This is a genomic window from Streptomyces sp. PA03-5A, assembly GCF_033792725.1.
GTDB lineage: Bacteria > Actinomycetota > Actinomycetes > Streptomycetales > Streptomycetaceae > Actinacidiphila.
The window spans coordinates 80,230-103,671 of sequence record NZ_JARAVL010000034.1 but is presented as its reverse complement, the minus strand read 5'-3'; the positions used below and the strand labels follow the sequence as shown (position 1 = coordinate 103,671).

Here is a 23,442-nt window from a genome sequence, read left to right as displayed (position 1 = left end):
GTCGTGGACAGGGGCGGCGGCATCGTCGCCACCGGGTCCGTGCTGACCGAGGTGGAATGGTCCAGGGTGCTCGATGACGTGTCCACGGCTCGGGTGGTGATCAATCCGGATGGGGACTGTTGCGGGCCGCTGGGCAACGTGCGCTCGTGGAGGCACCGCCTGGTGATCTACCGGGACGACCGGTACGTGTGGGACGGCCCGATCACCAACGTGGACTGGGGCGTCGACAGCGTCGAGATCTTCGCTGAAGACGTGCTGTCTTGGCTGGCCAACCGGGTCGTTCACCAGAACCTCAGCTTCAAGAACACCGACCTCAACACCATCGCCGCGGAGCTCATCGCGGACGGCTTCTTCCCGGACGACCCTGGCCACGACGTGGAGGTCGTCGCCGCGGCCGGCGTCACCGGCTCCCGCGCGTACACCCGCAACGTCGGCCAGACCCTCGACCACATCAAGGATCTGGCGGAGGCCGGGCTGGACTTCACCGCGATCGGGTCCACGATCCTGCTGCTCCCCGAGACGTGGCGCGAGCGGGTCGGGCGCCTCACGGACGCGGACTTCCCCGACGGGCTCAAGGTCTCCGAGGACGGCAAGGGCCTCGTCACGAGGGTCGTCGTCGCGGGTCAGGAGCAGACCGCGGCGGACGGCACGGTGACGGACACCGTCATCGGCGAGGCCGGCGGCGTGGATGACTACTACGGGTTGCACGAGCGGTACGTGTCCCAGAGCAGCATCACCGACACCGCGTCGGCGACGGCGGCGGCCCAGGCCATCCAGCGATCCGGGCTGACCGTGCCGGTGTTCGTCGACACCCAAGAGGTCACGATCAGCCCGGACACCGCGCTCGACGTCAGCTCGCTGGTGCCCGGCTGGTGCCTGGACGTCACGAGCACCGCGACGTGCCGGACCGTCGCCCAGCGACTCAAGATCGTCGGGCTCAAGGTCACCGAGACCGGCGGCTCCGAGACCGCGCCTGGCGGGGAGAGCGTGCAAGTGCAGGTAGCGGCGAGTGGAGCGGAGGCGGCCTGATGGCGATGAGGGGAACGCCCGCGCGGCGGGCGGCGGTCGTGGGCGGCCCGCTGGTCGGGGTGATGCGTGAGCTGGACCGGCGCTCACGGTCCACGACCAGGTTCAGCACCCGCGCGCCCGCACCTGCCCCTGCGGCGGACCGCGAAACCCCGCCCGGACCCGTCGCCCCACCCGCGCCGTCTGGTCCGGCCTCGCCCCCGCCGAGGGCCGCCGCGGCGGTCCTGGAGACCACGACAGACGGCCGGGCACGCTGGGACTTCCCTGCCCCGTTCGACGCGCCCCCGGTGATGGGGGCGCTCCTGGTGGCGCCCGGCGGCGGGCAACTCCTCACCGTGACCCTGGAGGAGGTCACCGCGGAGCGCGCGGTCGTGGCCGTGTGGCAGCGGCGAGGGACGAAGCAGACGCCGGCGGACGCCGGCCTGGCCGTGCACCTGACCGCGACCCCGGCCACCTGAGGCGGGCTACCCTGCTCGGTGCCGCTGGTTTTGGGCCGGGCTCACTTCACTCCCAAGGGGTGAGCTTTGGCGAGCGTATGCGTGTGCGAAGAGTATTTCGTGGTCAACGGGGACGGGGAGTTGTGCCTCGTCCCCGGCCAGCAGGGGTTGCGGCAGGTCCTCATCTACACCGAGCCCGGAACGTACTCCTTCACGAAGGCCTCATACCCGTGGGCGGCCCGCGTGCGGGTGCTGGTCCAGGGCGCGGGCGGCGGCTCGGCCGGCGCGAACGCCGCGGCGAACCAATGCATCGTCAGGCCTGGTGGCGCGGGCGGCGGGTACGCGGAGGCCCTGGTCGCCGTCGGCTCCCTCGGGGCGTCGGAGACCATCGTCGTCGGGGCGGGCGGCCTGGCGGGCACGGGCAACTCCCCGGGCGGCGCGGGCGGGAACTCCTCCTTCGGCGGCATCGCCATCGCCTCCGGGGGCGACGGCGGCACGGCGGCGCAGAGTTCGGGCACCAGCGCGGACGCGGTCAGCGGTGTCGCCGGCCCGTTCGGCGGGACCGGGCAACTGATCTCCGGCGGCGGCGCAGGCGCAGGCGGCATCCGCCTGTCCGGCACCAACGGCCTGTCCGGCGCCGGCGGCGAGTCGAGGATGGGGCACGGCGGGTTCGCCCGCGCATCGGACGGCGTGGGCACCGCACCCCGCGGCTACGGCGGAGGCGCCGGCGGCTCCCTCTCGTACGGGGGCGCACAGGCCGGAGCGGACGGCGGTAAGGGAGCGGTGATCATCGAACTCCACGGCTGATGTCCGGACAAGATCCGGACGCCCGTCCAGGACAGTGTCCGGACGATGTCCGCGCAGGTCGCGGCCGTGTCCTCGTGACCGCACGGACAGGCCAAGGACAGGGTGTCCGGACACGTCCAGGCGTGTCCGGACACCGTCGCTAGACTCGTCGTGCTGCTGGTTCTGGGCCGGGCGAGCAACCCCCGATGTGGGAGGCCCCTATGGCTCGCTGCGGCTGCGGCGGAGGCGCGTGCAACTGCTCGATCGCCGCCGGCCCCGGTGTCACGATCGACGGTTCCGGCAGCGTCGCGAACCCGTACATCATCAGCTCCGACGGCGGCACCGACTGCACCGCCGTGCGCGGCTGCATCTCGGCCGGGAACGGCATCACCTACAACCCCGCCACCGGCGTGATCGCTGCCCTGATCTCACCGGCCGTCGGCAACAACCTCCAGGTGGGCCCGGCAGGCCTGTACGTGCCGACCGGCGCGGCCACCATCACCACCGGCTGCGGCCTCACCGGCAACGGCTCCGGAGCCAACCCGGCCCGGGTGAACGCCCTCACCTGGCCGTACGCCTGCGCGGCCGAGACCGCCGGCGGCGTGGTCTCCTGCGACGCCAACGGCAATCTCAGGAGCGAGCCGCGCGCGCAACTGTCGTTCGTCTCCTTCACCGAGTCCCGCGACTATGCGAACCTCGCGGTCCCCGCCGGGTTGGATGTCGTGGCCGACACGTTCACGACGAACTTCACCAACCCCGACACCTGCCGCCCGGCGATGCTCATCGTGGAGCGGGAGTGTGACGTCGACTTCAACCTCCCCGCCGGGGCGGGCGCCGCGTACGGCCAGGACACGGACGAGGTGTACTACGTCCGCAACTCCGGCACCTCGGCGATCACGGACGCCCACGCCCAGACCACGAAGGTGTTCCTTCACACGAGCAGCGTTGCGCCGGGCGCGTCCGTGGCCGTCAACTTCCCCGTGACCCTGGGCAGGGGCAGCGGATCGGCCACCTACAACCGCATCCAGGTCTTCATCCGCGGCCTGATGATCAGCCGCTAGCCGTAAACTCCAATCGCCGCTGGTTGTGGGCCGGGCGCAACACCCCCAAAGGGAGTGCCCCCCATGTTTTCCTGCGGTTGCAGCAGCAGGCGATGCGCCTGCACCGTCACCGCCGGCCCGGGCGTGACCGTCACGGGTAACGGCAGCACCTCAGCCCCCTACGTGGTTGCCGCCGGCCCGTCCACGACCGTCCTCCAGGCCGCCGACACCCCCTCGGTCGACGCCACGGTGTCCGGCACCGGCACCATGGCCGACCCGTACATCATGAGCGCCGCGGTGGTCCTCGACCCGGCCCCGCCCGGCGGCGGCACGAACCTCCTCCAGAGCGGCCCCGACGGGCTGTTCGTCGAGTGCGCCAGCGTCCGTACGTGCCTCACCGCGACCGGCGGCGTCGCCTACGACCCCCTGTCGGGGGAGTTCACCGCGGACTTGTCCGGGGACGCCGGCAACGTCTTGACCCTCGGCGGCGACGGCGGCCTGTACGTACCCGACGCGGACCCGACGGTCGTCCAGGCCGCGGACTCCTCGTCCGTGGACGTCACCGTGTCGGGCACCGGCGCGGCCGGGGACCCGTACCTCGTCGGCGCCGTGGTGGTCCCGGACCCCGCGCCGCCCGGTGGTGGGGCGAACCTCCTGCACGTCGGCGCGGACGGCGTCTATGTCGAGTGCGCCGACGTGCGCGGCTGCATCTCCGGTGAGGACGGCGTCGCCTACGACCCCGCGACCGGGGTGATCACCGCGGACCTTTCGGCGGACGCCGGCAACACCTTGACCCTGGGCGGGGACGGCGGCCTGTACGCCCCGCCGGCACCGGAGCCCACCGTCCAGACAGCGTGCGGCCTCACCGGCGACGGCTCCGCCGGCGACCCCCTGGCGGCCGCCACCGCAGCCTGGCCGTACCCGTGCAGCGTCGACACCCTCGGCGGCGTCGTCACCTGTGACAGCAACGGCGTCTTGCGTGGCGAGCCCCGCGCGCAGGTCTCGTTCTTCTCCTTCACCGAGCAGCGGAACTATGCGGACCTCGCCGTCCCGGCCGGGTTCGACAACGTGGTCGACACGTTCTCGACGACCTTCACGAACCCCGACACCTGCCGGCCCGCACTCCTCATGGTCGAGCGGGAGTTGGACGTCGACTTCAACCTCCCGGCCACCGCAGGCGCCGCGTACGGCCAGGACACGGACGAGATGTACTACACCCGGAACACCGGGACGACGCAGATCAACGATGCCCACGTGCAGACCACGAAGGTTTTCCTGCACACCACGAATGTCCCGCCGGGCGGAAGCGCCACCGTCAATTTCCCCGTCACCCTCGGCCGGGGCTCAGGAGGCGCCACCTACAACCGCATTCAGGTTTTTCTTCGCGGCCTGATGATCAGCCACTAACGGGAGAGAGCAATGACGTTCCCCATTCCCACAGACGAGCCCGAGGCCGAGCCGGTCACCTACTGGATCCTCTACGAGGACGGGTCAGCCGGCCGCGTGCAGACCACCACCGGGGAGGAGCCCCTCCTCACCAAGCCCGGCCGCCTGGTCGACGAGGCCGAATACAACGAGGTGTTCGAGGCCCTGCGGGCGGCGAACGAGGCGCACGTCGCGCAGCTCCAGGCCGAGGACGAGCAGCGCACCCGCGAGGACTACGAGGCGCTGCGCGCGGCCGGCGTCCCGGAGGCCACAGCCCGCCGGATGTCCGGCTACACGGGACCGGAGCTGGAGGAGGAGGCGGTCGCCCCAGCGGCGACGGCCAAGAGCAAGAAGTAGCCGGCGGCTACACTGCGGGGGCCGCTGGTTGTGGGCCGGGCCAAGATCTCTCCGGGTTGGAGGACCCTTGGCCACGCGCGCGCAGTCCACGCAAGGCGTGCAGGTCTGCTCTCTCAAGGTGGACACCCCGCAGCTCATCCCGCCGGGGACCACGTACCGCATCGTCCGCTTCCCCTTCGGGGGCGCCGAGCCGTCCGACCGATTCGGCATGCATCAGGCCGTGCAGCCCGACGGCTACGTGGTCACCGACTACGCCACGGACGACAGGTCCGGCCTCATCTGGCCTTCCAAATCCGGATGGGGCCACCTGTACGCCCTCCTCCAGTGGGAGGCGGCGAGTCCCACCGGTGGATACAGCGAACTCCGCGATCAGTATGTTCGGGACCCGCTGAGCCTTGGCTCGCCCACCCCGAACGACACCACCGCGACCGACCATAGGGCGCCGTCCATCGGGCAAAACTTTTTCTCGAAAAGCCACGGCATCTTTGTCTCGCCGGACACGCCCGTTGCTGTCCGCGTCACCCATAACGACGCCAATCCGCGCCTGTTGAATCTCGCGGAATTCAAACTCGTTATTCACGAAGCCGCCTGAGGGGAAATCCATGCCTGAATCTCCGCGGCCGTCAGTCGGCCGGGCCGTCCACTACGTCAGCCACGGCACGCCGATCCGTGAGGACGGGACCCAACAGTTCCCGCCCACCTGCCGGGCCGCGACCGTCACCGAGGTCGACGACGCCGACCCGACCCGCGTCGGCCTGGCCGTCCACAACCCGACGGGGACCTTCTTCCACCCCCTGTCCGCCGGCGGCTGCCGTCACCTGGCGGTCGACGAGCAGCCGCCCACGGGCGGCACCTGGCACTGGCCGGAGCGTGTGTGATGGATCTCGTAGTTCGCGAAGCATGGGGCGCGCCGGCGACGTCGCCGGCCGACTACCTCGCCGGCACCCGCGGCGTGAAGATCCACTATCTCGGGGTGCCGTACACCAGCCGCACGCACAGCCTGTGTGACGACATGGTGCGCGCCGTCCGCGCGGAGCACCTGGCCAACGTCAAAGAGAACTACGTCGACATCGCCTACACGGCCCTGGTCTGCGAGCACGGGTCGGTGTTCGAGGGCCGCGGGACGCACAAGCGGCCCGGCGCCAACGGCAACGCGACGCTCAACAGCCAGGACTATGCCGTGTGCGCACTCCTCGGCAGCAAGGGCATGACCGTCCCCACGGACCCCATGCTCAACGGCCTCGTGGACGCGATCGAGTGGCTGCGCCGCAGCGGCGACGCCGGCCTGTGGCTGGGCGGCCACAAGGACGGCTATCCCACGGAGTGCCCAGGGGACGCCCTGTACGCGTGGGTGAAGCGCGGCGCTCCTCGCCCCGAGGGCGCCACCCTGCCCCCGCCGCCGGCGAACTCCTACACCGTGCGGGACAACGACACCCTCTCGGCGATCGCCCGGCGCCTGGACCTGGCATGGCAGGACCTCGCCACGGTCAACGGCTTGCGGCCGCCGTACACGATCCACCCCCGGCAGGTCCTCCGCCTTCCCCCGAGGGCGGGGGCGCTCGAGGTCCCGCCGTTCCCCGGGGCGGCGGCGTTCTACATCGGCCACCGGCACCCCGCGGTCCTGGAGCTGGACGACTGCCTCATCCGCCGCGGGTGGACCAAGCACCACGACGGCGACGGCTACCAGCGCGGCGACGTCTTCACCGAGTACACGCGACAGAACGTCGCCGATTTCCAGCGCAGCGAGGCGGAGCTCCGCAGCGACCCCGACGGCTACCCGGATCCGCTGACCTGGAAGCTCCTCCACTCCTGAAAGGGCCACGACCTCATGCCCCGTCACGCCCGTATCGAGACGAAGGTGACCGCCGCGAGCGCCGGCGCCTACCTGGCGTCGACCGGCCTCCTCGGCGTCCTGGCCGTGGTCCAGGACCACGCCCGCCTCCTGGACCCGCTGCCCGACAGCCTGGCGCCGTTCGTCCTCGCCCTGGTCCCGACGCTGATCACCTTCGCGGCCGGCTGGAAGGCCCGGCACACGCCACGGATCGGGGGCGCTCCGCGGTGAGTATCGACGCGACCGGCAATGGCCTCCTCGACGCGATCCTCCTGTGGGGCGCGGTGGCCGCGGCACTGGCCGGCCTCTGCACAGTGGTATGGCGGGTTGTCCGCTGGGCTGTCCTCCTCGGCCGCAAGGTGAACACCTTCATCGACGACTTCTACGGCGAGGAGGCCCGCCCCGGCGTCCCGGCCCGGCCGGGCCTACTGGAGCGGGTCAGCGGCGTGGAGGAGACGCTCGCCGGCGTCGTGCACGAGTTGCACCCCAACGACGGCGGCAGCCTCCGCGACGCGGTCGACCAGGCGAACCGTCGCCTGAGCCTGATGTGCCCGGACTGCGACCACGACCAGACAGGAGGCGGTGGGGAGTGAGCAGCAACACGACCTTGACCCTCGTCATCCTGGACGCCGTCACCGGCGGGACGGTCGTCGTCCTGGCCGCTATCCGGGCCGTGGTGGAAGTCGGGCGCATCCGCGCTGGACAGGACCGCAGGTGATACCCGGCCCCGCGTGCGGCGCGGGACTCCAGGGCCGAACGCCCGCCCCACGACTCCGGGGCGGGCGTCAGTCGTCGACAACGAAGGTGAAGGACCACAACTCGAACTCAGCCCCGGTTTTTCGGTTTTGGGCAATAGCCCTCGCGTAAACTTCCTCGTCTCCTATTTCGGTGTCGATTGCGCCGCTGGTTACGAGAATCTTCTGCGTGATGTTGTGCGGCTGTGCTCGCGCCGTGAGGAATGCCGGCTTTGACGAGCCGTTCGCGATGGGGTCGTCGTAGACGTTGTCGTCCTCCCATATATCTACCCAAGTCTTGTATGTGTTCTGCGCCGCAACATCCGACGCAGTGTAGCTAATGCTCCAATTGACCGCCACCTCCCACCATTCGCCGGTCGATTTCCGTACGGTGAGCCCCACAGTGGTGAGCTTTGCTGCGGGGAGCGCCAAGTCGATTGCAGCCCCGGAGGGTTCTGTTCCTTCAGTGGTGTCCGGAGGCGTGGCTGCTGATGCCGCTGGGATGCCCCCCGTCAGCATGACAATTACCGCCCCGGCTATAAGCGTCTTCCGACAGTGCATGGTGATCTACCTCGGTAAGCCCCGAGCGTTGTAGAGATACCCCCGTGATTCCGATTTCGTACCTGTACTCATGGCGGCGCTCGAGGGCTGAGTGGCTTGGATGTGAGCCAATTCGTCGCGCCAAGACGTTGACGGGTGAAATGGATTGTTGGCAGCCGCAACGAGGGGTGCGTCCGCGATATCGCGGTCCAAGACTAGGATATCCCGGGTCTTGGAAATCGCTAAGTGCAAGCGGCTCTGACCAACCCCGGTGGGCCCCCCGCGGGACCGTGCGCCGCCCGGTGGCCTCTGGGAGTCCGCGACGCCCAACAGATGCCGGCGGTGTCGCGGTTTCCCCCGAAGGTGAACGCTCGGGCGGCCTGCTCAACCCGAGCGCGGGTCAACTCAGCCCACTGACCTAATAGTCGCTGGTACTCCGCGGTCTGCCGCTCGCCGGCGGGACGGTCATCGCCTGGCCGCTATCCGGGTCGTGGTGGAGATCGTCCGCGTCCGCGCCGGGGACCGCAGGTGATACCCGGCCCCGTGCGCGGGCGGGACTCCAGGGCCGAACACGCCCCGCGACTCCGGGGGCGGGCGTTGCGTCGTCGGCGCCACCCGCCAGGGCTGAGATTCGGCAATTCCCACCCCCACCCGCAATCGCCCGTCACACACTGGACCTGGCTCCGCCGTCTCTCCCCCGTCGCGGCGGAGCCACTGCCGTTCCGGGGGAAATGACGTCAGCGTGAGGACGAACTATGCGGGCGGATGACTGGCACCTCACCGAGGACGTCGAGGAGTTCCTAACCGGGGCTCGGGACTTCCTGTACTCGCGCCCTGCCCTCCACACGCTGGTGCTGACGGTGACGGAGGCCCTGCGCGCACGTGGACCCGGCCCGTCCGGCGCCGAGGCGCCCCTCTTCGGCCTACTGGAGTGCGGGGGCGAGGTGCACGCGGCCCTCTTCCGCACCCCGCCCCGCCGTCTCAACGTGACCCCGCTCAGCCACGAGCACGCTGACCTGCTCGCCGCCCGGCTCTCTCGCCTCGGCCTCCCGGTCCCCGGCGTCACCGCCGTCGACGACACCGCCGCTGCTTTCGCCCAGGCCTGGGAGCGGCGCACCGGTGCAGCCTCGGCGGTGCGCGACCGGCGACGTCTGTACCGTCTCGGCACCCTCACCCCACCCGCGCCCTTCCCGGAGGGGAGTGGCCGGGTCGCCGGCGACGAGGACCGGGAGCAGCTCGGCCGATGGAACGAGGAGTTCGCCGCCGCCATTGGCGAGGCTCCCGCCGGCCCCTCGGCTGGGAAGGGTGGCAGCGGCAGGTGCTTCATGTTCTGGGAGCTCCCGGACGGCACCCCGGTATCCATGGCGGGTGTGACTCCGATGGTGGCGGGCCAGATGCGGGTGGGCCCCGTCTATACCCCGGATGACCTGCGCGGCCGTGGCTACGCGTGTGCGGTGACAGCCGAGGTGAGCCGCGCCGCACTGGACGCAGGCGCCTCGGAGGTCGTGCTCTTCACGGACCTGGCCAACCCCACCAGCAACAGCGTCTATCAGCGCATCGGGTACGTCCCCGTTACCGACTTCACCGCGTTCGACTTCGCCTGACCGTGCAGTGCGCAGAGCGCCCGCCTCCACCGTCGGGGGCGGGCGCACCGGGTGGGGCCGGCCCGTTTCACGCCGGGCCGGATGCCACCGCGCGGCGCGGGTGATCAGTCCGGGCCGGCGCCGACTGCACTGTCATGCAGCCTGCGCCCACTGAGACCGGACAGCCCGCCGATCTGTGACAACCAGCAGCTCACGCTAGCGATCTGACGGTCTATGTCATCATCTGGGGCCTAACCGCCCGCCCACCGCCCCGGGGTAACCCATGAGGCCGCACACCCGTCCCGTCCGCCGCCCGCGTCTTCGCCGACCGTGCGCTCCACCAGATCGAGCGCGCCTCCCACGTCCGAACCTGCCGCCGGTGCCACCACCCCGTGCAGCGCCACGCCATCGAGGACGGAGTCCGGGTCTGCTCGCGCGGGCAAGACGTGCGGATCTCCTGCGCGGACCGTGCGGAGACCTGGGCCCGCACCATGCTGTTCGCCACCATGACGAACTTCGCCCGGCTGCTGAGCACTCCACCGCAGGTCGCCGCACTGGAGCCCGTATCCCTCGTAAGGTGCCGCTTCGTCCGTATCCCAGGCTTCTCGGACCCGGCGCCGCCCCGCCCGACGTGGAACCCCGGGTGGGGCGTCTGGATTGCCGTGGTTGTCACCCGCGGCCAACGGCGACTGGTCCCCGTCCTGAGCGCCTGGCGCTACCTGCCGCGTGAAGGCCGTAACGTACTGTCAGACATCGAAAATGACACGGCGGGTGTTCAGTTCAATCCAGTTCCCAGTTTTCATGTTTTGAGCAGAAGCCCGCGCGTAAATTTCCTCGTCGCCGATCTCGGTGTGGAGCGCTTCGTCGTTCAAAGTGAACGCCTGTGACAGGCTGTGTCCTTGCGTTCGCGGTTTGAGGCTCACTATCTGGCGACCGCCGCCCGCGACGAGATCATCATCGACGTCGTCCTGTTCGTATATTGCGGAGTAGGTCCTGTATGTGGTTTGATCCGCGATGTTCGCTGCGGAGTAGTTGATATTCCATTTAACCGTCAGTGTCCACAAGTCGCCCTTCTTTTGTACGTCGAGTGTCACACTGGTGATAGCTGCTGCGGGGAGCGCCAGGTCGAGTGCAGCCCCAGTAGGTGCTGCGCTTTGAGCGGCGGACGGCGTCGTGGCTGCTGATGCTGCGGGAACAATCCCCATCAGCACGACTACCGCCCCAGATATGAGCATCTTCCGATTGCGCATGATGACCTACCTTGCTCCAGCCGCTCAGACTTCTGCCGCCGAGCTGAGGAGCCCTTGTGTGGCTTGCCCGGGTGCTGCATGGATAACCGCGTGTCCGCACTTCTTCCACACGCGTGACGGCGGCTGCGTCTCATCATTTCGGATGCGGTCCACCGTGCCGAGAAGTTGAGGGGTGAAATGGATTGTTGACGGCCGCAACGTTGGGGCGCGTCCGCGATAGCGCGGTCCAATCTCAGGATATCGCCGGTCTTGGAAAACGCTAAGTGCTAACAGCTTCGATCGAAGAGGAGTGCCTTCGCCTACCGGGCTTGGTTCCGGCCGAGCGCTGGGCCTTACGCCGCCCGGTCGCCCTGGTGGCGCGCGACGCCTAACAGATACGGGGCCGTCGTGCCCGTTCCTCAGGGGTGGACCGATCACGCAGCCTTCACTACCTGAGCCCGCGTCACCTCCGCCCACTGGCCCAACAGTCGCTGGTACTCCAGGGTCCGCCGCTCGCCGGCGGGCTCGTCCATCAGGCGCCGAATCAGCTCGTTCACGTCGACCGCGCGCAGGCGCGACGAAGGGCCAGGGCGAAAGGGGGAGGACATACCGCCACCATACGGGGCGGCACTGACACCACCCTCAATCCCGCCGGCCGGTCAACAGCCCCAAACTGTCCCTCTTATGAGGTGGGCCCCGTGGCCGTACGCTGGCGGGAGGAGCCAACGTCGACCAAAGGGGGCGCCCGTGGACATCTCCGACGAGCTGAGTGTGGGCGAGCGCATCCGGCTGTTGCGGGAGTCCCGCGGGCTGTCGCGCCCTGTTCTGGCCGGCCTGTGTGGACGCGGCCCGGACTGGCTGAAGAAGATCGAATCCGGCGAGCGTGAGCTGAGGTCCCACACGCTGCTGATGCGCCTGGCCGCCGCGCTCCAGGTCACGGACCTGTCCGCCCTCACCGGCGGCGGCGCCGACGTCGTCCAGCCCGTGCCCCTGGGCAGGCTCAACCACCCGGGCCTCCCCGGGATCTGGGGCGCGGTCATGAACCGCTCCCTGACCCCAGCCCCCGCCGGCGGACTGGCGTCTCTGGACACGAGCACCCTGCAAGGCCGGGTCGACCAGACGTGGCGGCTGTGGCACTCCTCGGACCACAACCGCACCGAAGTGGGCGCGCTACTGCCCGACCTCATCCGCGACGCCGAGGCCGCCGTCCGGGCCCTGGGCGGCACGGACCGCAGGTTCGCCCTCGTCGCCCTGTCCGACACCTACCGCCTTACCGGCCAGGCCACCGCGTACATCGCGCCGTCCGAACTCGCGTGGGTCGTCGCGGACCGGGCCATGGCCGCGGCACAGGAGGCCGACCAGCCCGCCGCCATAGCGGCAGCCGCCTGGAACCTGGGCAACATCCTGCGCGAGACCAGCTACGCCGAGGAGGCGTTGCGCGTGGTCATCGAGGCGGCGGACCTGATCCGCCCCCACCTGGAGACCGCCCCGGAGGACTGGCGCGGCATCTACGGCGCGCTCCAGCTCCACGCCGCCGTCACCCACGCCCGCGAGGGCAACGAGGGCGACGCCTGGCGGTACTGGGACAAGGGGAACCAGGTAGCCAAGTCCCTCCCGGCCGCGTACGTTCACCCGTCGACCGTGTTCGGCCGCGCGAACGTGGACTTCCACGAGGTGTCCGTGGCGACCGACTTGCGCAAGGCACAGAAGGCGTTGGGTCTGGCGGACGACATCGACCCCGACGTGATGCCGTCGCGGGAGCGCCGGGCCCGGCTGTGGGTAGAGGTCGCCCGGGGCCACCTCCAGCGCGGCGACCGCACGGCCGCCCTGCACGTCATGAAGCTGGCCCACTCCATCGGCGCCGAGACCGTCGCGTACACCCCGTCAGCCCGCGTCGTCGCGGCCGACTTGTGGCGCAAGGCCCCGCGCGCCCTGCGGCCCGAGGCCGGCCGCCTCGCGGAAGCGGTCGGAATCAACACCGCCTGACCACCAGCAACACCCGTGCCCCTGGACGACGTCCGGGGGCACAGTGCTGCCCCCCACCCGACGACCCGTCAGCAAGGGGGACCCCCTGTGTACGTGGGACAGTCTGTCCCCCTTGCCCCCTTGGCGACCTCATACGGTGACGCTCCCGGTACGCAGCGTCTACACCTCAGGGGTCCACTGTGCTTCGCCCAGCAACCTGGCACGCCTCACCGCGGCGAGCAGCCGACCCGGTCAGCGACCCGGGCACCGGCGAGATCCGCGTCCCGCTGTCGCTGTTCTCCGTCGACGAGCACCAGGGCGACGTGGACCTCGTCCTGTCGCGCATCGAGGGCGAGGGCCTGCTGAGCACGCTCCGCGCTGCACTGGCCGCGTCCGCCGAGGCCGTGTTCCGGGGGCCGGAGGTCGTACGGTGACCGCCGTTGTCGTCACCGGCCAGGACCGGCGGACCGCGGTCGGGCACTGGCTCCAGGCCGCCGCCCTCAACCCGCAGCAGGCCCGAGAGGAGTGGGCAGAACGCGGGTTCACCCTCCTGGAATGCGGGACGCTGTTCTCCGCCGTCCGCATCCCGGCCGACCTCGTGCACGCCGCCGCCGAGACCAGCGACCCGCAGGCCGTCAGCTCCTACCTGACGAGCGTCCTCGGCGGCGGCCCGGTCATCGTCGACCCGGTCAGCCAGCGGTACTACGCACTGGTGCCCGCCAGCACCGCCCTGCGGTGGAACGTCGCCGACACTCTGTGCCTGGGCCGCGCCTCATGCCTGGGCGTTCCCAGCCCTGAGCGCACCGAGCACCGTCCGGGCCGCTCCCGCTGGGCGGTGCCGATGGACTCCCCGGGCGACCTGTGCGTTCCCGGCGAGGTCGCGAACCTGGTGAAGTGCGGACGTGCCATGCGGGCGGAGGCGGCCCGATGACGACCACCGCCTACGCCGCCGGCCTGGTGTCCGCCGCCGGATACCGCCACGTCCACGACTGGACCACGCCGGCCGCGGCCCGCGCCCGCGCCGCCGAGCTCATCGCCGCCCACCGGGCCGAGGCCCAGGAGATCGTGCGGAACCCGCACCTGACCGAAGAGTGGGCGCAGGCCATCGTCAGCGCCCCGCGGATGGTGGCCGCCGTCCAAGGAGTCATCGGCCCAGACGTCGCGGTCGAGAACACGTTCCTCGTCATCAAGTGGCCCGGCCGGGACTTCGAGGTGCCGTGGCACCAGGACGGCATCAACAACCGCCTGGAGCTGGACCCGTACCGGGCCGTGGCCGCGTGGGTCGCGCTGACCGACGCCGACGAGACCACCGGCTGCCTGCACGTCGTGCCCGAGTCCCAGCGCACCGGCTATCTGCCGTACGAGACCGAGGCCGCCAGCGGCGCCCGGCGCGGCCGTGCCCTGGGCGTCCGGGTCGACGACTCCGTGACCCAGGTCGCCGTGCCGGTACGGGCCGGGAGCGGGGTCCTGATGGACACCCGGCTGCTGCACTGCTCGCACTCCAACACCGGGACCGGCGCCCGCGTCGGCCTGAACATCCGCTACGTCGCGCCCGGCGGCTGCCACATGCGCGACGGATCAAGCCCCAGCCTGGCCCCGATCTGCGGCACGGGCTGGTAACCCCCCCCACCGAAGGAAGGAGCACCACCTTGTCCACGATCACCCAACAGTTCCTGGACCAGAACGCGCCCACCCGGGTCCGCGTGCTGACCGGCGAGGACAACGACGTCGAGCGTCGCGCCGGGAAGAAGCCGCTGTTCCGCAGCGAGTGCACCTACTACTGCCCGGACGAGGTCACGGCCCGCCGGTGCATCGAGGCCCTGGCCGAGTCCGACAAGCGGCTGCGGGAGCGCCCGGAGGAGCTGATGCTCTGGGACTGGCAGTCCACGTACTTCGAGGCCGAGCAGGACAACCCCAACGGCGGCGGCACCGTGATCCTCGGCGTCGCCTGGTACGACGCGGAGTTCTTCGAGGACCGCCGCGAGGCGTGGTTCGGCGCGATGCACCAGCGCATCTACCAGGGGCTCGGGATCCCGCTGGACGACATCGAGGTCACCCACTGGAGCCTCGTCGCCTGAGCGGCTGACGGGCTGACGCAGGGGTGAGCGGCCGGGTCCGCCGCGGCCTCCCTTGGGGGGAGGAGGTGCGGGCCCGGCCTTCCGCATTGTGGAGGGGAGGAACCGGATGAGGGGGCGTCAGCCCTGCGACATCTCGCGCTCGGGCTGCGGCACGCGCAGGCCCTCGTCGCGCGTCCACCACCACGCGGCTGCCGCGCCGACGCCGGCGACGGCCACGGTGCCCAGGCCGCCGGCGAGGAACCCGGCCGCGGGGGAGCCCGCCGCGACCGCGGGGACGACCAGCATCGACGCTGTCCCGGCGGTGCGGATCACCGTGAGGTCCAGCGACATCAGGCGGCGCCGCGGGCCGGCCGGGAACCCCGCGAGGTGCGTTTGCAGGGTGACGCCGCAGAACGGGGCCACGAACCCCGACGCGGCGGCGACGGCCAGCAGCACCGGCAGGTTCGAGGCGAGGCCGTTGAGGGCGAGGAGCAGCCCGGCGGCTGCCCACACCGCGCAGTACGCGGCAGGGAGCCGGGCCGGGAGCCGGACGTGCCCGGCGACGAGGTTCCCGACCAGGGCGCCGGCGCCGGTCGTCGCCAGGATCAGCCCGTACGCCCCGGCCCCCGCGCCCATCGTCGCGAGCAGTGCGGGCAGCGCCAGGGCGACGGCCTGGGCGAAGATCGCCGCGCCGTGCACGCCGATCGCTGCGCCGGTCGCCGGGTGCGACTTCGCCAGGACGCGCACCCCGAGCGTCTCGGGCGCGGCCGGGCGCTTCCCGGTCGGGGCCGTCCTGTGGGCGCCCCGGCCGAGGCGGGCGAGCACCGCGGCGGAGACGGCGAACGTCGCGGCGTCCAGCCAGAACAGCGCGCTCTGCGGCATCACCGCGAGGAGGACGCCGGCTGTGCCGGGTCCGGCGATGCGGGCGACGCGGCCGGTGAGGTCCATCAGCCCGTACACCGCCTGCACTTCGCTGGGGCGGACCAGGTCGGGGACGAGCGCCCCGAGGTTGGGATCGAACAGCGCCCCCGCGGCGCCGACGGCGACGGCCAGGACGAGCATGCCCGGCAGGCCGAACACGCCCCAGGCGACGGGCAGCAGGGCGACGAGCACGATCCGGGAGGCGTCTACCGCGGCGAGGGCCCGCAGCGACGCGAAGCGGTCCATCAGCCGGCGGCCGACGGTGCCCATCACGATGTACGGCACCGATTCGGCGACCGCGACCAGGCCCATCGCAGCGGCGCCGGACTTCTCCCACGCGAGCCACATGATCGCCATGGCGTACAGGCGGTCACCGAACACCGACAGCGCCTGTGCGCCCCACAGGGCCAAGACGCGGCGGCGGCGCAGCAGTCGGACGTACCCCATGATCACTCCCGCCCAGGAAAGCGCGAAGTCCCGGCCGATGGGCGTGCCGGGACTCCCCACACCCTAGGGCACCTCACGAGACGGAAGAGACATGACGACACCACCGATCCCCCTTGAGGCGCGTATCGCAGCAGACGCGACATGCGGCGACGGAACCGTGCTAGAGCCGGTCACCGACCGGCGCGCCTGCGCAGTATGGAAGGCCACCGGCCCGCTCCGGACCGCCGCGGTGAAGTACGGCGCCGGCGTCGAAGGCACGGTCATCGTGCTCCGCGAGACCACCGCGGTCGCCGGCATCCTCGGCGGCTCCGCGGTGCGGGCACACGGCCGCAGCCCGGGCGGGGCGTGGATGCTCACGGACTGGCACGAGGGCCCGTCGACCAGGCAGCTCCTCGCCGGCGTCCGCGACGGCACCGCCGACCTGGCCGCCGCCCGGGACGCCATGGTCGCCGTGTGCGAGGCGGTGGCCGCCCTCCACGCGGCCGGGTGGGTGCACGGCGACATCCAGCCCGACCACATGGTGCACACCCCCGCCGGCGTGCGGTTCCTGGACTGCTCCTGGGCGTGGCACCCGCTCACCCTCGGCCCGTCCAACCTGTTCCGCGGAGGCCTGCCCCACCTCCTCGCCCCCGAGTTGGCGTGGAAGGTCCACCGCGGTCACCGGCCCGTGGTCGTCACGTCCACGGACGAGGTGTACACACTGGCGGCGAGCCTGTGGTGGGCGATCGCCGACGAGTGGCCGCTCTCCTACGAGGAGGCCGACGTCGACCCGCGCGCCCTGGACGCCGCAGGACTGCGGCACGCGATCGCCGCCCGCGGGATCCCGGTCCGGCCGGCGACGGCGTGGCCTGCCGCCCAGCACGTGCTCAGTCACGTGATGTCCCAGCCTGACTACCGGCGTCCGTCAGCGGCGGACCTGGCGATCCTGCTGGGCACGGTCCTGGTCGACGCACCCGTGGCCGCCACGGTGTGATGGCCGGACATGGGGACGGGCCCGGCAGCGGTGAGGCTGCCGGGCCCGCGCCTCCTGCCCCCGAGAAGTAAGGTGCGACCCATGCTCTTCCGCTGGGAATGGCTGCGGCCTGTACTGACGGTGCCGTACGTGCCGACGCTGGGCCCTCCATCCCTCGGTGCTGACCGAGGACCTGTTCGCGGACGTGGTCCGCGCGGCCGAGCAGCAGCGGCGGTTCCTGCGGTATGACAAGGACGTGCGCTGGTCGGACGTCAAGGTTGAGACCGTGCTCGCCGAGGATATCGCGCACCGGCCGGGGGAGACCCTGGTCCCCACGCTGGTGCGGCGCGGCAAGGGCACCGTGAAGGTCCACGTCTACGGCGTCGAACCGGACTCCCCGCTGGTGGCCGGGGAGCTGGCCGCCAAGCTGTGCGCCCGCCACGACGCGGCCAAGGCCCGCGTGGTGACCTTCCTCGGCCCGGAGCACACCAGATGCGACGGCGCCGGGACGCGCGTGCAGCTCAAGGACTTCACCAGCATGCCGAGCCCCGAACCCGAGCCCGGCACGGTGCTGCCCTTCGACGACTGCCCCGGTCCGGTGCGCGCCGGCTTCACGGCCTTCGCCGCGCAGATGGCCGCGGACGGGTTCGCGTTCCTGCACCGGCAGATGCTCGCCGGAGCCGTGGGCCCGGTCCTCGTCGCCGTCCACGAGGGCCGCGTGGCGGGCGCCATCGGCCCGATGGAGATCCGGCCGGACGCTGTCGGCGCCCGCCAGCTCATGCCCCAGTATTTCGGCGTACTGCCCGAGGACCGCGGCTGTGGCTACGGCCGCGCCCTGTGGCGGGCCGCGATGCACTGGGGCCAGGAGCACGGTGCCGGATACCAACTGCTGCAGACAGAGGTCGGTGGCGCATCCGATCGGCTGTGCCGCAGCGAGGGCTTGACATCGCTCGGAATCGTCTATTCGAAGTCGATCTAGCGTGGATGATTGGAATGTGGTGTCATTCATCCAATTTGTCGCTTCTCTTGAAAGTGCTAGATTCCTGTGCTCCAGGCGGGGAAATCCGCAGGTCGCCGAGTCTGCTCCCCGCGCCCGCGGGGATGGTCCCATGACCGGGGGAAGCCAGTGATCAAGCCCGAACTGCTCCCCGCGCCCGCGGGGATGGTCCCGCAAACGTCACCCCGTCGTCGTGGTGGTGCGTCTGCTCCCCGCGCCCGCGGCCATGACACAACCTCGAAGCCCCGTCAGCGGTGCCCAGCGGGTCGCCGCTCATGGCGTCCCAGCGGAAGCGTCGTCCAGCTCGCCGCCCGCCTGCGACTCGTACCACCGGATCTTCGCGTGCAGGTGCTGCTGCTGGTCGAGCAACATCGCTATGTGCTCACGGAGTTGCACCGCATGCTCGCGCAGCACCCGCAAGCGCTCGGCGTTCGTGGCCTCGCCGTGCCGGGCGAGTTCGGCGTAGCGGCGCATGTCCGCGATCGGCATGCCCGTCTCGCGCAGGCAGCGCAGCACGCCCAGCCAATCGAGGTCGTCCTCGGTGAAGACGCGCTGCCCGCCTGCCATGCGCCGGATGTCGCAGAGCTCACTGGCGCGCTGGCCGGTCTGCGGGTCGCCGTGCCCTCGGCGAGCGCACTGGCCCAGGCCCGCCGCCGGATCGGCGCCACGCCCCTGCGGTGGCTGTTCGACATGCTGAAAGGCCCCGGGGCCGATGTGCGGGCAGCCGGGACACGATGGCGCGGCCTGCTGGTGGTCGCGTTGGACGGCACTTCCTCGACCAGCCGGAGTGCCGGGCGTGGCATCTCTCCGACGCGCTCGTCGGGCCCGACGACCATGTCGCCGGGCTGCTGGACGACACCGCCTACGCCGACCCGCGGGTGGGAAACCTGCGGGTCCGCACGATCCGGATCCTCGCGCGCGGGCAAACTTGTGCAGCGGGCCACCCCTGGAGGGGCGGTCCGCCGCACAAGTGGTTCAGGTCCCGCGTGTAAGTGGCCGACTCTTGGTCAGCGGAGACCGAAGGCCCGGATCACGGTCTGAGTGACCGCGTTGCCGGCACTGTCGTGGGCCTGCGCCCGCATCGAGACGAACCGGGCCTGCTTCGGGGCGGACAGCCCGAACCGGCCGTCTTCTCCGCTGGTGACCTTCCGCCAGGTCCGGCCGTCGTCGTAGGACACCTCCAAGGTGACCGCCGACAGGGTGCCAGCGCCCGCGGCGTGGGCGAGGTGGGCGACGGACGCCGTCAGTCTCGCGTTCCTCGCGGCCTTGCCTGCCTCGTCCGTGTCGACGCCGTAGTAGATCTGCAGGAGCGGCAGGACCGCCTGCTCGTCGCCCGACGGGGCCTGGGAGGTGAAGTCCCACTCGGTGTGCGTCGTGGAGGAGTACGGGCTCACGGTGCTGTCCCGGTCGGCATCCAGTACGAGACGGTACGGCAGCTTTCCGACGTCGGGTGCGTCGGCCTGCACCATGGTGTTTCGCGAGTTCTGGGCCAGTTGGGTGTCACCCTGGTAGAGCGTGAGGGTGTGATGCGCGTCCCGGTAGTCCAGGGACATGCCGACGTGGTCCGAGCCGCCCCAGGCGGGGACGTCGAGGACCAGGTGGCTCCCGTTGCGTGTGGGCAGCATGTAGTTGTTGTTCAGGTACGGGCGCTCGATGGGCTTGAACCACTCCTGCATCTGCGTGCTGCCCGCCCGGTACGTGGTGCGCGGCTCGATTTCGTAGAGCAGGTCGTCGACGTACGCCTCCTGGCCCCAGGAGTACGCGGGCTGAGTGGAGACCCAGTCAACCCGCTGTGAGTTCACCGGCTCCGACATGGGCATACCGATCCCCCACCTCGGGTTGTAGACCGGCCAGTCGTAGCGGAACTCGCCGCCGCCCAGGGACGGGTCGGGGCTGTCGAAGGTGACGTTCACCCGCGCGAGGTTCTTCGGGCCGCCCTGGACGACCAGGTTGTCCGGGATCTCGTTGTGCCACGTCCACATCAGGTCGTACACGTAAGGGCTGACCGGCTGCGAGTCCACCGAGAGCGTCGCCCCGTGATCGGAGGCCTGGCCGAAGAGCTTCTCGCCCTCGTCCGTGCTCAACAGCGTGACGTCGATTCGGGCGGGGGTGTGAGTCCATTCGTCGTTGCTGTAGCTCCGGAACCCTCGCCCGGGTGTGTTGTTCACGACCAGCAGGAGCTTGGCGCCCGCCTCGATCGCCGCGATTGCCTGGTCGGCGTCGCTGATCGTGTCGTTGCGGCGGACGACCACCGCCTTGCCCCTCGCGTCCACACCGGCGTAGTCCGCCCTCGTGCCGTCGCCGGCTGCCACGAGCGGGAGCCTGTAGTGACCCTGGGGCAGCGGGGTGACGTCCTGTTGCCGAAGGGCGTCGGTGAACTCGGTGGTCTTGGTGGCGACAGCCAGTGCCGGCTGCTCCTTGCGCCAGCGGGCGCCGAGGTCGAAGTCGCCGTGGGTCACCTTGTGCGTGGTGGGCTGGGCCCACAGGCTGTCGTAGTTGGTCTGGGTCTCCATGTAGTCGCGGTAAAGCTGGCCGCCCATCGAGCGGGTGTACTCCAGGCGCTGGTAGGTCGCCTCGGTCCGCTGCGGCGTGGTCATGTCGATCCGCTCGATCTTCGAGGCGTCCAGGGTGACCGTGGTGTTGTGGTCCATCACGACATCGGGGTCACCGAGCAGCGCCATCCCCATCGAGTGCGAGCCGTGGACACCCTGCACGGCCTTCCACTCCAGCACCGAGTAGACGTCGCCCGCAACGTAGCCCTCCGCCGTGCCGGTCTCGTCGACTATCCACTGCTGGGGCGCGTCGTCGCCGGACCGCAGCAGGTCGACGACCCCTGACATCGGCTTTCCGTGAGCGTCCTTGAGGACCACGGTCAGCTTGTGGGAGATGTCGCCCAGCGACACGGCCGTGTGGGTGGCCACATTCCCCGCCGCGTCGGTCGCGACGATCTGCCCCGACCAGGGAGCCCTGCCGGTGGCCTTGGACGCGTCGATCGTCAGCGTGGCCGAAGCGGTGCCGCGCGCCGGCACGACGACCTGGGGGGCGGACAACTGGAACATTCCCGCTGGGGCGTTGGGGGCCTGAACGGACAGGTCGAGGGTGACCGGTACGTCACCCATGTTGGTGTACGCGATCGGGCGTTTCACCGCGCCGGACCCGTCCGCCGGCACCAGGGGGGCGAACGCGGTCGCGGAGGCGAAGACGCCGGCACTCAGCGCCGACGGGACGTCCACCCGGCCGTTGCCCGCTTGGAAGGCGCTCCACGCGGGCAGCTGCTTCGAACTGCTCACCAGCAGGTCCTTCAACTGGGAGCTGGTCAGCCCGGGGTGCGTGGCCGCGAGCAGGGCAGCGGCGCCCGCGACATGCGGGGTGGCCTGAGAGGTCCCGCTGAACGTCAGGTAGCTGCCCTCGCCAAACGGCGAGTATTGGGAGCGGGCCGCCAGCACGTCGACGCCGGGCGCGCTGATCTCCGGCTTGAGCCCGCCGTCGACGCGCGGGCCCCGGCTGGAGAAGTAGGCGAGGTCGTCCGAGGAGTCGACGGCCCCCACGGTCAGGGCGGCGTCAGCCGCGGCCGGACTGCCGATGCTGTGGTCCGTAGCGGTGTTGCCCGCGGCGACCACGAACAGGGCCCCGGTCTCGGCGCTCAGGCGGTTCACCGCCGAGCTGAGGGGGTCGGTGCCGTCGGACGGAGCCGGGTCGCCCAGGCTCATGTTGATGATGTCCGCGTGCTGGTCCACCGCGGCCCACTCCATGCCGGCCAGCACCCAGGATTCCTCGCCGGCACCCTCGTCGGAGAGCACCTTGCCGATGTGCAGGTCCGCGCCGGGCGCGACGCCCTTCTCCTTGCCGTCCGACGCGGCCCCCGTGCCGGCGATGATGGACGCGACATGGGTGCCGTGCCCATGCCGGTCCGTCGCGTCCTCGTCCGGGACGAAGCTCTGCGAGGCCGCTATCCGGCCGGCCAGGTCGGGGTGTTCGGCGTCGACGCCGGTGTCCAGGACGGCGACGTCCACGCCCTGCCCGGTGTCACCGGCCTCCCACGCCTGCGGCGCGCCGATCTGGGACGTGGACTCGGCGAGATCCGCCTTGACGACTCCGTCGAGCCAGATCCGGACGATACCCGCGCCGAAGGCCGGCGTGCCGGACGCGGACGTGGCTGCCGCGATCCTCGAGCCCGACGCCGGCGTGGAGGTGATGGCCCGCCAGAAGTCGGCCGACTGGTCCCGGTCCTCAGCCAGCGCGGCACCCTGGACGCTGCCGAGGGCCCTGACGCGGGTGGCGCCCGTCGGGGTTGCGGAACGCAGCCCCGAGGCGGTTTTGCTGCCGTACGAGACGATGAGCGGCAACTGGTCGCGATGTGCGTCGTCGTAGCCGTCCGCGACCAGCTTGCTGATGTTGAAAAGGCGCTTGTCCAGCGTGCCCGCCGCCACGTAGGGGAGAACGGACTCGGGATACACGTACAGGTCGCCGTTCGACTCCGTGATGCGCGCCTGGGCTTGTGTCCCGGCGGCACTGCGCACCTGCACGGTACGCCCGCCAGCGCCGGACTGCCGCGTGACAACCACGTCACCCGTGATCAGGGTGACCGAGTGGACGCCCGGAGGCACGTTGCGCTGCGCGGCGGGAGCGGCGGAGTCGGTGGTCGCGGACGCCGCGGCATGCGCGGCGGACATGGCGACGGGTTGCGCGAGGGACAGGAGGGCGGCGCCGGCGACGGCGAACACGCTCCAGCGTCTCTGTGATGATCTCAAGGCATTCCCTCAATGTTCCGTAGGGCCGAGTCGGCCCGCGAGCGATTCATGACTGAAGTGACGGATCGGCGGGGGATCGGATGGCCGACGCTGTGGACCGATCGCGGGGGTTCTGGGATCGCGAAGCCGGTTGGCGTGGACGATCAGACTTAAGGCTTGTAGCCGGGAGGTGTATTGATCAGACTCGTGGCTGAAATCGCCAGCTGGCGAATCGCGCCATTACCGGCCCGACGGCCCGCCGAGCGGTTGGGACCAGGAGGACGCCCGGTGCTCGGCGCCCTCGGGATCGGCGAGTTCGACGAGCGGGTCTATCTCGCTTAACTGGCCAAGCCGGACAGCGCGGGAGATCGCCGAACACCTGGGC

The 23,442-nt window shown here is 70.8% G+C and carries 27 protein-coding genes; 21 read left to right on the top strand and 6 right to left on the bottom strand.

All coding sequences use genetic code 11. From position 1 onward, the window contains the following. Positions 1-3 precede the first annotated feature (3 nt). The 12 genes from PV410_RS34095 (at position 4) to PV410_RS34040 (ending at position 7,620) form a co-directional block, all read left to right on the top strand. Positions 4-1,029: a hypothetical protein gene (locus tag PV410_RS34095; protein ID WP_500329720.1), complete on the top strand. Its 1,026-nt coding sequence runs from the start codon at positions 4-6 to the stop codon at positions 1,027-1,029. Beyond that, positions 1,029-1,484, top strand: a complete 456-nt coding sequence (locus tag PV410_RS34090) for a hypothetical protein (RefSeq protein WP_500329719.1) — start codon at positions 1,029-1,031, stop codon at positions 1,482-1,484. Before PV410_RS34095 ends, PV410_RS34090 begins: the two co-directional genes overlap by 1 nt. Positions 1,485-1,565: 81 nt before the next feature. Next, complete coding sequence (locus PV410_RS34085; protein WP_500329717.1) at positions 1,566-2,270, top strand: glycine-rich domain-containing protein; 705 nt, start codon at positions 1,566-1,568, stop codon at positions 2,268-2,270. A 200-nt stretch (positions 2,271-2,470) separates the two neighbouring features. After that, positions 2,471-3,310, top strand: a complete 840-nt coding sequence (locus tag PV410_RS34080; protein ID WP_500329715.1) for a hypothetical protein — start codon at positions 2,471-2,473, stop codon at positions 3,308-3,310. A 123-nt stretch (positions 3,311-3,433) separates the two neighbouring features. After that, complete coding sequence (locus PV410_RS34075; RefSeq protein WP_500329714.1) at positions 3,434-4,696, top strand: hypothetical protein; 1,263 nt, start codon at positions 3,434-3,436, stop codon at positions 4,694-4,696. Between the two features lie 12 nt (positions 4,697-4,708). Continuing rightward, the gene (locus tag PV410_RS34070; RefSeq protein ID WP_500329712.1) at positions 4,709-5,071 is read left to right on the top strand and encodes a hypothetical protein; all 363 of its coding nucleotides are present in this window, start codon (positions 4,709-4,711) and stop codon (positions 5,069-5,071) included. Positions 5,072-5,138: 67 nt separating this feature from the next. Continuing rightward, positions 5,139-5,663, top strand: coding sequence for a hypothetical protein (locus PV410_RS34065; protein ID WP_500329710.1), 525 nt, complete (start codon positions 5,139-5,141; stop codon positions 5,661-5,663). Positions 5,664-5,673: 10 nt separating this feature from the next. Then, positions 5,674-5,949: a hypothetical protein gene (locus tag PV410_RS34060; RefSeq protein ID WP_500329708.1), complete on the top strand. Its 276-nt coding sequence runs from the start codon at positions 5,674-5,676 to the stop codon at positions 5,947-5,949. After that, positions 5,949-6,884 carry a LysM peptidoglycan-binding domain-containing protein gene (locus PV410_RS34055; RefSeq protein WP_500329707.1) on the top strand — a complete coding sequence of 312 codons (936 nt, stop codon included), beginning with the start codon at positions 5,949-5,951 and terminating at the stop codon, positions 6,882-6,884. The genes PV410_RS34060 and PV410_RS34055 overlap by 1 nt, the downstream gene beginning before the upstream one ends. A 15-nt stretch (positions 6,885-6,899) precedes the next feature. Next, positions 6,900-7,133, top strand: a complete 234-nt coding sequence (locus tag PV410_RS34050) for a holin (RefSeq protein ID WP_500329705.1) — start codon at positions 6,900-6,902, stop codon at positions 7,131-7,133. Next, positions 7,130-7,495, top strand: coding sequence for a hypothetical protein (locus tag PV410_RS34045; protein ID WP_500329703.1), 366 nt, complete (start codon positions 7,130-7,132; stop codon positions 7,493-7,495). Before PV410_RS34050 ends, PV410_RS34045 begins: the two co-directional genes overlap by 4 nt. Further along, positions 7,492-7,620, top strand: coding sequence for a hypothetical protein (locus PV410_RS34040; protein WP_500329702.1), 129 nt, complete (start codon positions 7,492-7,494; stop codon positions 7,618-7,620). Before PV410_RS34045 ends, PV410_RS34040 begins: the two co-directional genes overlap by 4 nt. A gap of 67 nt (positions 7,621-7,687) precedes the next feature. On the opposite strand, the gene PV410_RS34035 is transcribed toward PV410_RS34040, so the two are convergent. Continuing rightward, complete coding sequence (locus tag PV410_RS34035) at positions 7,688-8,197, bottom strand: hypothetical protein (RefSeq protein WP_500329700.1); 510 nt, start codon at positions 8,195-8,197, stop codon at positions 7,688-7,690. A gap of 734 nt (positions 8,198-8,931) precedes the next feature. On the opposite strand from PV410_RS34035, the gene PV410_RS34030 reads away from it, so the two are divergent. Next, positions 8,932-9,780: a GNAT family N-acetyltransferase gene (locus PV410_RS34030; protein WP_500329698.1), complete on the top strand. Its 849-nt coding sequence runs from the start codon at positions 8,932-8,934 to the stop codon at positions 9,778-9,780. Positions 9,781-10,505: 725 nt separating this feature from the next. On the opposite strand, the gene PV410_RS34025 is transcribed toward PV410_RS34030, so the two are convergent. Both PV410_RS34025 and PV410_RS34020 read right to left on the bottom strand, forming a co-directional pair. Next, positions 10,506-11,009, bottom strand: coding sequence for a hypothetical protein (locus tag PV410_RS34025; RefSeq protein WP_500329696.1), 504 nt, complete (start codon positions 11,007-11,009; stop codon positions 10,506-10,508). Between the two features lie 413 nt (positions 11,010-11,422). Further along, positions 11,423-11,596 carry a hypothetical protein gene (locus PV410_RS34020; protein WP_500329695.1) on the bottom strand — a complete coding sequence of 58 codons (174 nt, stop codon included), beginning with the start codon at positions 11,594-11,596 and terminating at the stop codon, positions 11,423-11,425. A 139-nt stretch (positions 11,597-11,735) separates the two neighbouring features. Between PV410_RS34020 and PV410_RS34015 the strand changes: the two genes are divergently transcribed. The 5 genes from PV410_RS34015 to PV410_RS33995 all read left to right on the top strand — a co-directional run bounded on the left by PV410_RS34015 (position 11,736) and on the right by PV410_RS33995 (position 15,031). After that, complete coding sequence (locus tag PV410_RS34015) at positions 11,736-12,974, top strand: helix-turn-helix domain-containing protein (RefSeq protein ID WP_500329693.1); 1,239 nt, start codon at positions 11,736-11,738, stop codon at positions 12,972-12,974. 179 nt (positions 12,975-13,153) lie between these two features. Beyond that, positions 13,154-13,387: a hypothetical protein gene (locus PV410_RS34010; protein WP_500329692.1), complete on the top strand. Its 234-nt coding sequence runs from the start codon at positions 13,154-13,156 to the stop codon at positions 13,385-13,387. Further along, complete coding sequence (locus tag PV410_RS34005) at positions 13,384-13,884, top strand: hypothetical protein (protein ID WP_500329690.1); 501 nt, start codon at positions 13,384-13,386, stop codon at positions 13,882-13,884. Before PV410_RS34010 ends, PV410_RS34005 begins: the two co-directional genes overlap by 4 nt. After that, positions 13,881-14,573, top strand: coding sequence for a phytanoyl-CoA dioxygenase family protein (locus PV410_RS34000; RefSeq protein WP_500329689.1), 693 nt, complete (start codon positions 13,881-13,883; stop codon positions 14,571-14,573). The genes PV410_RS34005 and PV410_RS34000 overlap by 4 nt, the downstream gene beginning before the upstream one ends. 29 nt (positions 14,574-14,602) lie before the next feature. Next, complete coding sequence (locus PV410_RS33995) at positions 14,603-15,031, top strand: hypothetical protein (protein WP_500329688.1); 429 nt, start codon at positions 14,603-14,605, stop codon at positions 15,029-15,031. A gap of 117 nt (positions 15,032-15,148) precedes the next feature. Here the strand turns inward: PV410_RS33995 and PV410_RS33990 are convergent, their stop codons facing one another. Beyond that, positions 15,149-16,378 carry an MFS transporter gene (locus PV410_RS33990; RefSeq protein ID WP_500329687.1) on the bottom strand — a complete coding sequence of 410 codons (1,230 nt, stop codon included), beginning with the start codon at positions 16,376-16,378 and terminating at the stop codon, positions 15,149-15,151. A gap of 157 nt (positions 16,379-16,535) precedes the next feature. On the opposite strand from PV410_RS33990, the gene PV410_RS33985 reads away from it, so the two are divergent. Beyond that, positions 16,536-17,351 carry a protein kinase family protein gene (locus PV410_RS33985; RefSeq protein WP_500329685.1) on the top strand — a complete coding sequence of 272 codons (816 nt, stop codon included), beginning with the start codon at positions 16,536-16,538 and terminating at the stop codon, positions 17,349-17,351. A gap of 157 nt (positions 17,352-17,508) precedes the next feature. After that, positions 17,509-18,309, top strand: a complete 801-nt coding sequence (locus PV410_RS33980) for a GNAT family N-acetyltransferase (RefSeq protein ID WP_500329683.1) — start codon at positions 17,509-17,511, stop codon at positions 18,307-18,309. 291 nt (positions 18,310-18,600) lie between these two features. Here the strand turns inward: PV410_RS33980 and PV410_RS33975 are convergent, their stop codons facing one another. Continuing rightward, on the bottom strand, positions 18,601-18,894 hold the full coding sequence (locus PV410_RS33975; RefSeq protein ID WP_500329681.1) for a MerR family DNA-binding protein: 294 nt from the start codon (positions 18,892-18,894) through the stop codon (positions 18,601-18,603). Between PV410_RS33975 and PV410_RS33970 the strand changes: the two genes are divergently transcribed. Continuing rightward, the gene (locus PV410_RS33970) at positions 18,853-19,368 is read left to right on the top strand and encodes a transposase domain-containing protein (RefSeq protein ID WP_500329734.1); all 516 of its coding nucleotides are present in this window, start codon (positions 18,853-18,855) and stop codon (positions 19,366-19,368) included. The genes PV410_RS33975 and PV410_RS33970 overlap by 42 nt on opposite strands. On the opposite strand, the gene PV410_RS33965 is transcribed toward PV410_RS33970, so the two are convergent. Beyond that, positions 19,335-23,051, bottom strand: a complete 3,717-nt coding sequence (locus PV410_RS33965; RefSeq protein WP_500329679.1) for a S8 family serine peptidase — start codon at positions 23,049-23,051, stop codon at positions 19,335-19,337. The two genes, PV410_RS33970 and PV410_RS33965, sit on opposite strands and share 34 nt — an antisense overlap. Between the last annotated feature and the right edge of the window lie 391 nt (positions 23,052-23,442).

Coding starts and splice junctions, on each gene's coding strand:
- PV410_RS34090 (WP_500329719.1), top strand. CDS start 1,029: ATGGCGATGAGGGGAACGCCCGCGCGGCGGGCGGCGGTCGTGGGCGGC.
- PV410_RS34080 (WP_500329715.1), top strand. CDS start 2,471: ATGGCTCGCTGCGGCTGCGGCGGAGGCGCGTGCAACTGCTCGATCGCC.
- PV410_RS34070 (WP_500329712.1), top strand. CDS start 4,709: ATGACGTTCCCCATTCCCACAGACGAGCCCGAGGCCGAGCCGGTCACC.
- PV410_RS34060 (WP_500329708.1), top strand. CDS start 5,674: ATGCCTGAATCTCCGCGGCCGTCAGTCGGCCGGGCCGTCCACTACGTC.
- PV410_RS34055 (WP_500329707.1), top strand. CDS start 5,949: ATGGATCTCGTAGTTCGCGAAGCATGGGGCGCGCCGGCGACGTCGCCG.
- PV410_RS34050 (WP_500329705.1), top strand. CDS start 6,900: ATGCCCCGTCACGCCCGTATCGAGACGAAGGTGACCGCCGCGAGCGCC.
- PV410_RS34035 (WP_500329700.1), bottom strand. CDS start 8,197: ATGCACTGTCGGAAGACGCTTATAGCCGGGGCGGTAATTGTCATGCTG.
- PV410_RS34030 (WP_500329698.1), top strand. CDS start 8,932: ATGCGGGCGGATGACTGGCACCTCACCGAGGACGTCGAGGAGTTCCTA.
- PV410_RS34025 (WP_500329696.1), bottom strand. CDS start 11,009: ATGCGCAATCGGAAGATGCTCATATCTGGGGCGGTAGTCGTGCTGATG.
- PV410_RS34020 (WP_500329695.1), bottom strand. CDS start 11,596: ATGTCCTCCCCCTTTCGCCCTGGCCCTTCGTCGCGCCTGCGCGCGGTC.
- PV410_RS34000 (WP_500329689.1), top strand. CDS start 13,881: ATGACGACCACCGCCTACGCCGCCGGCCTGGTGTCCGCCGCCGGATAC.
- PV410_RS33990 (WP_500329687.1), bottom strand. CDS start 16,378: ATGGGGTACGTCCGACTGCTGCGCCGCCGCCGCGTCTTGGCCCTGTGG.
- PV410_RS33975 (WP_500329681.1), bottom strand. CDS start 18,894: ATGGCAGGCGGGCAGCGCGTCTTCACCGAGGACGACCTCGATTGGCTG.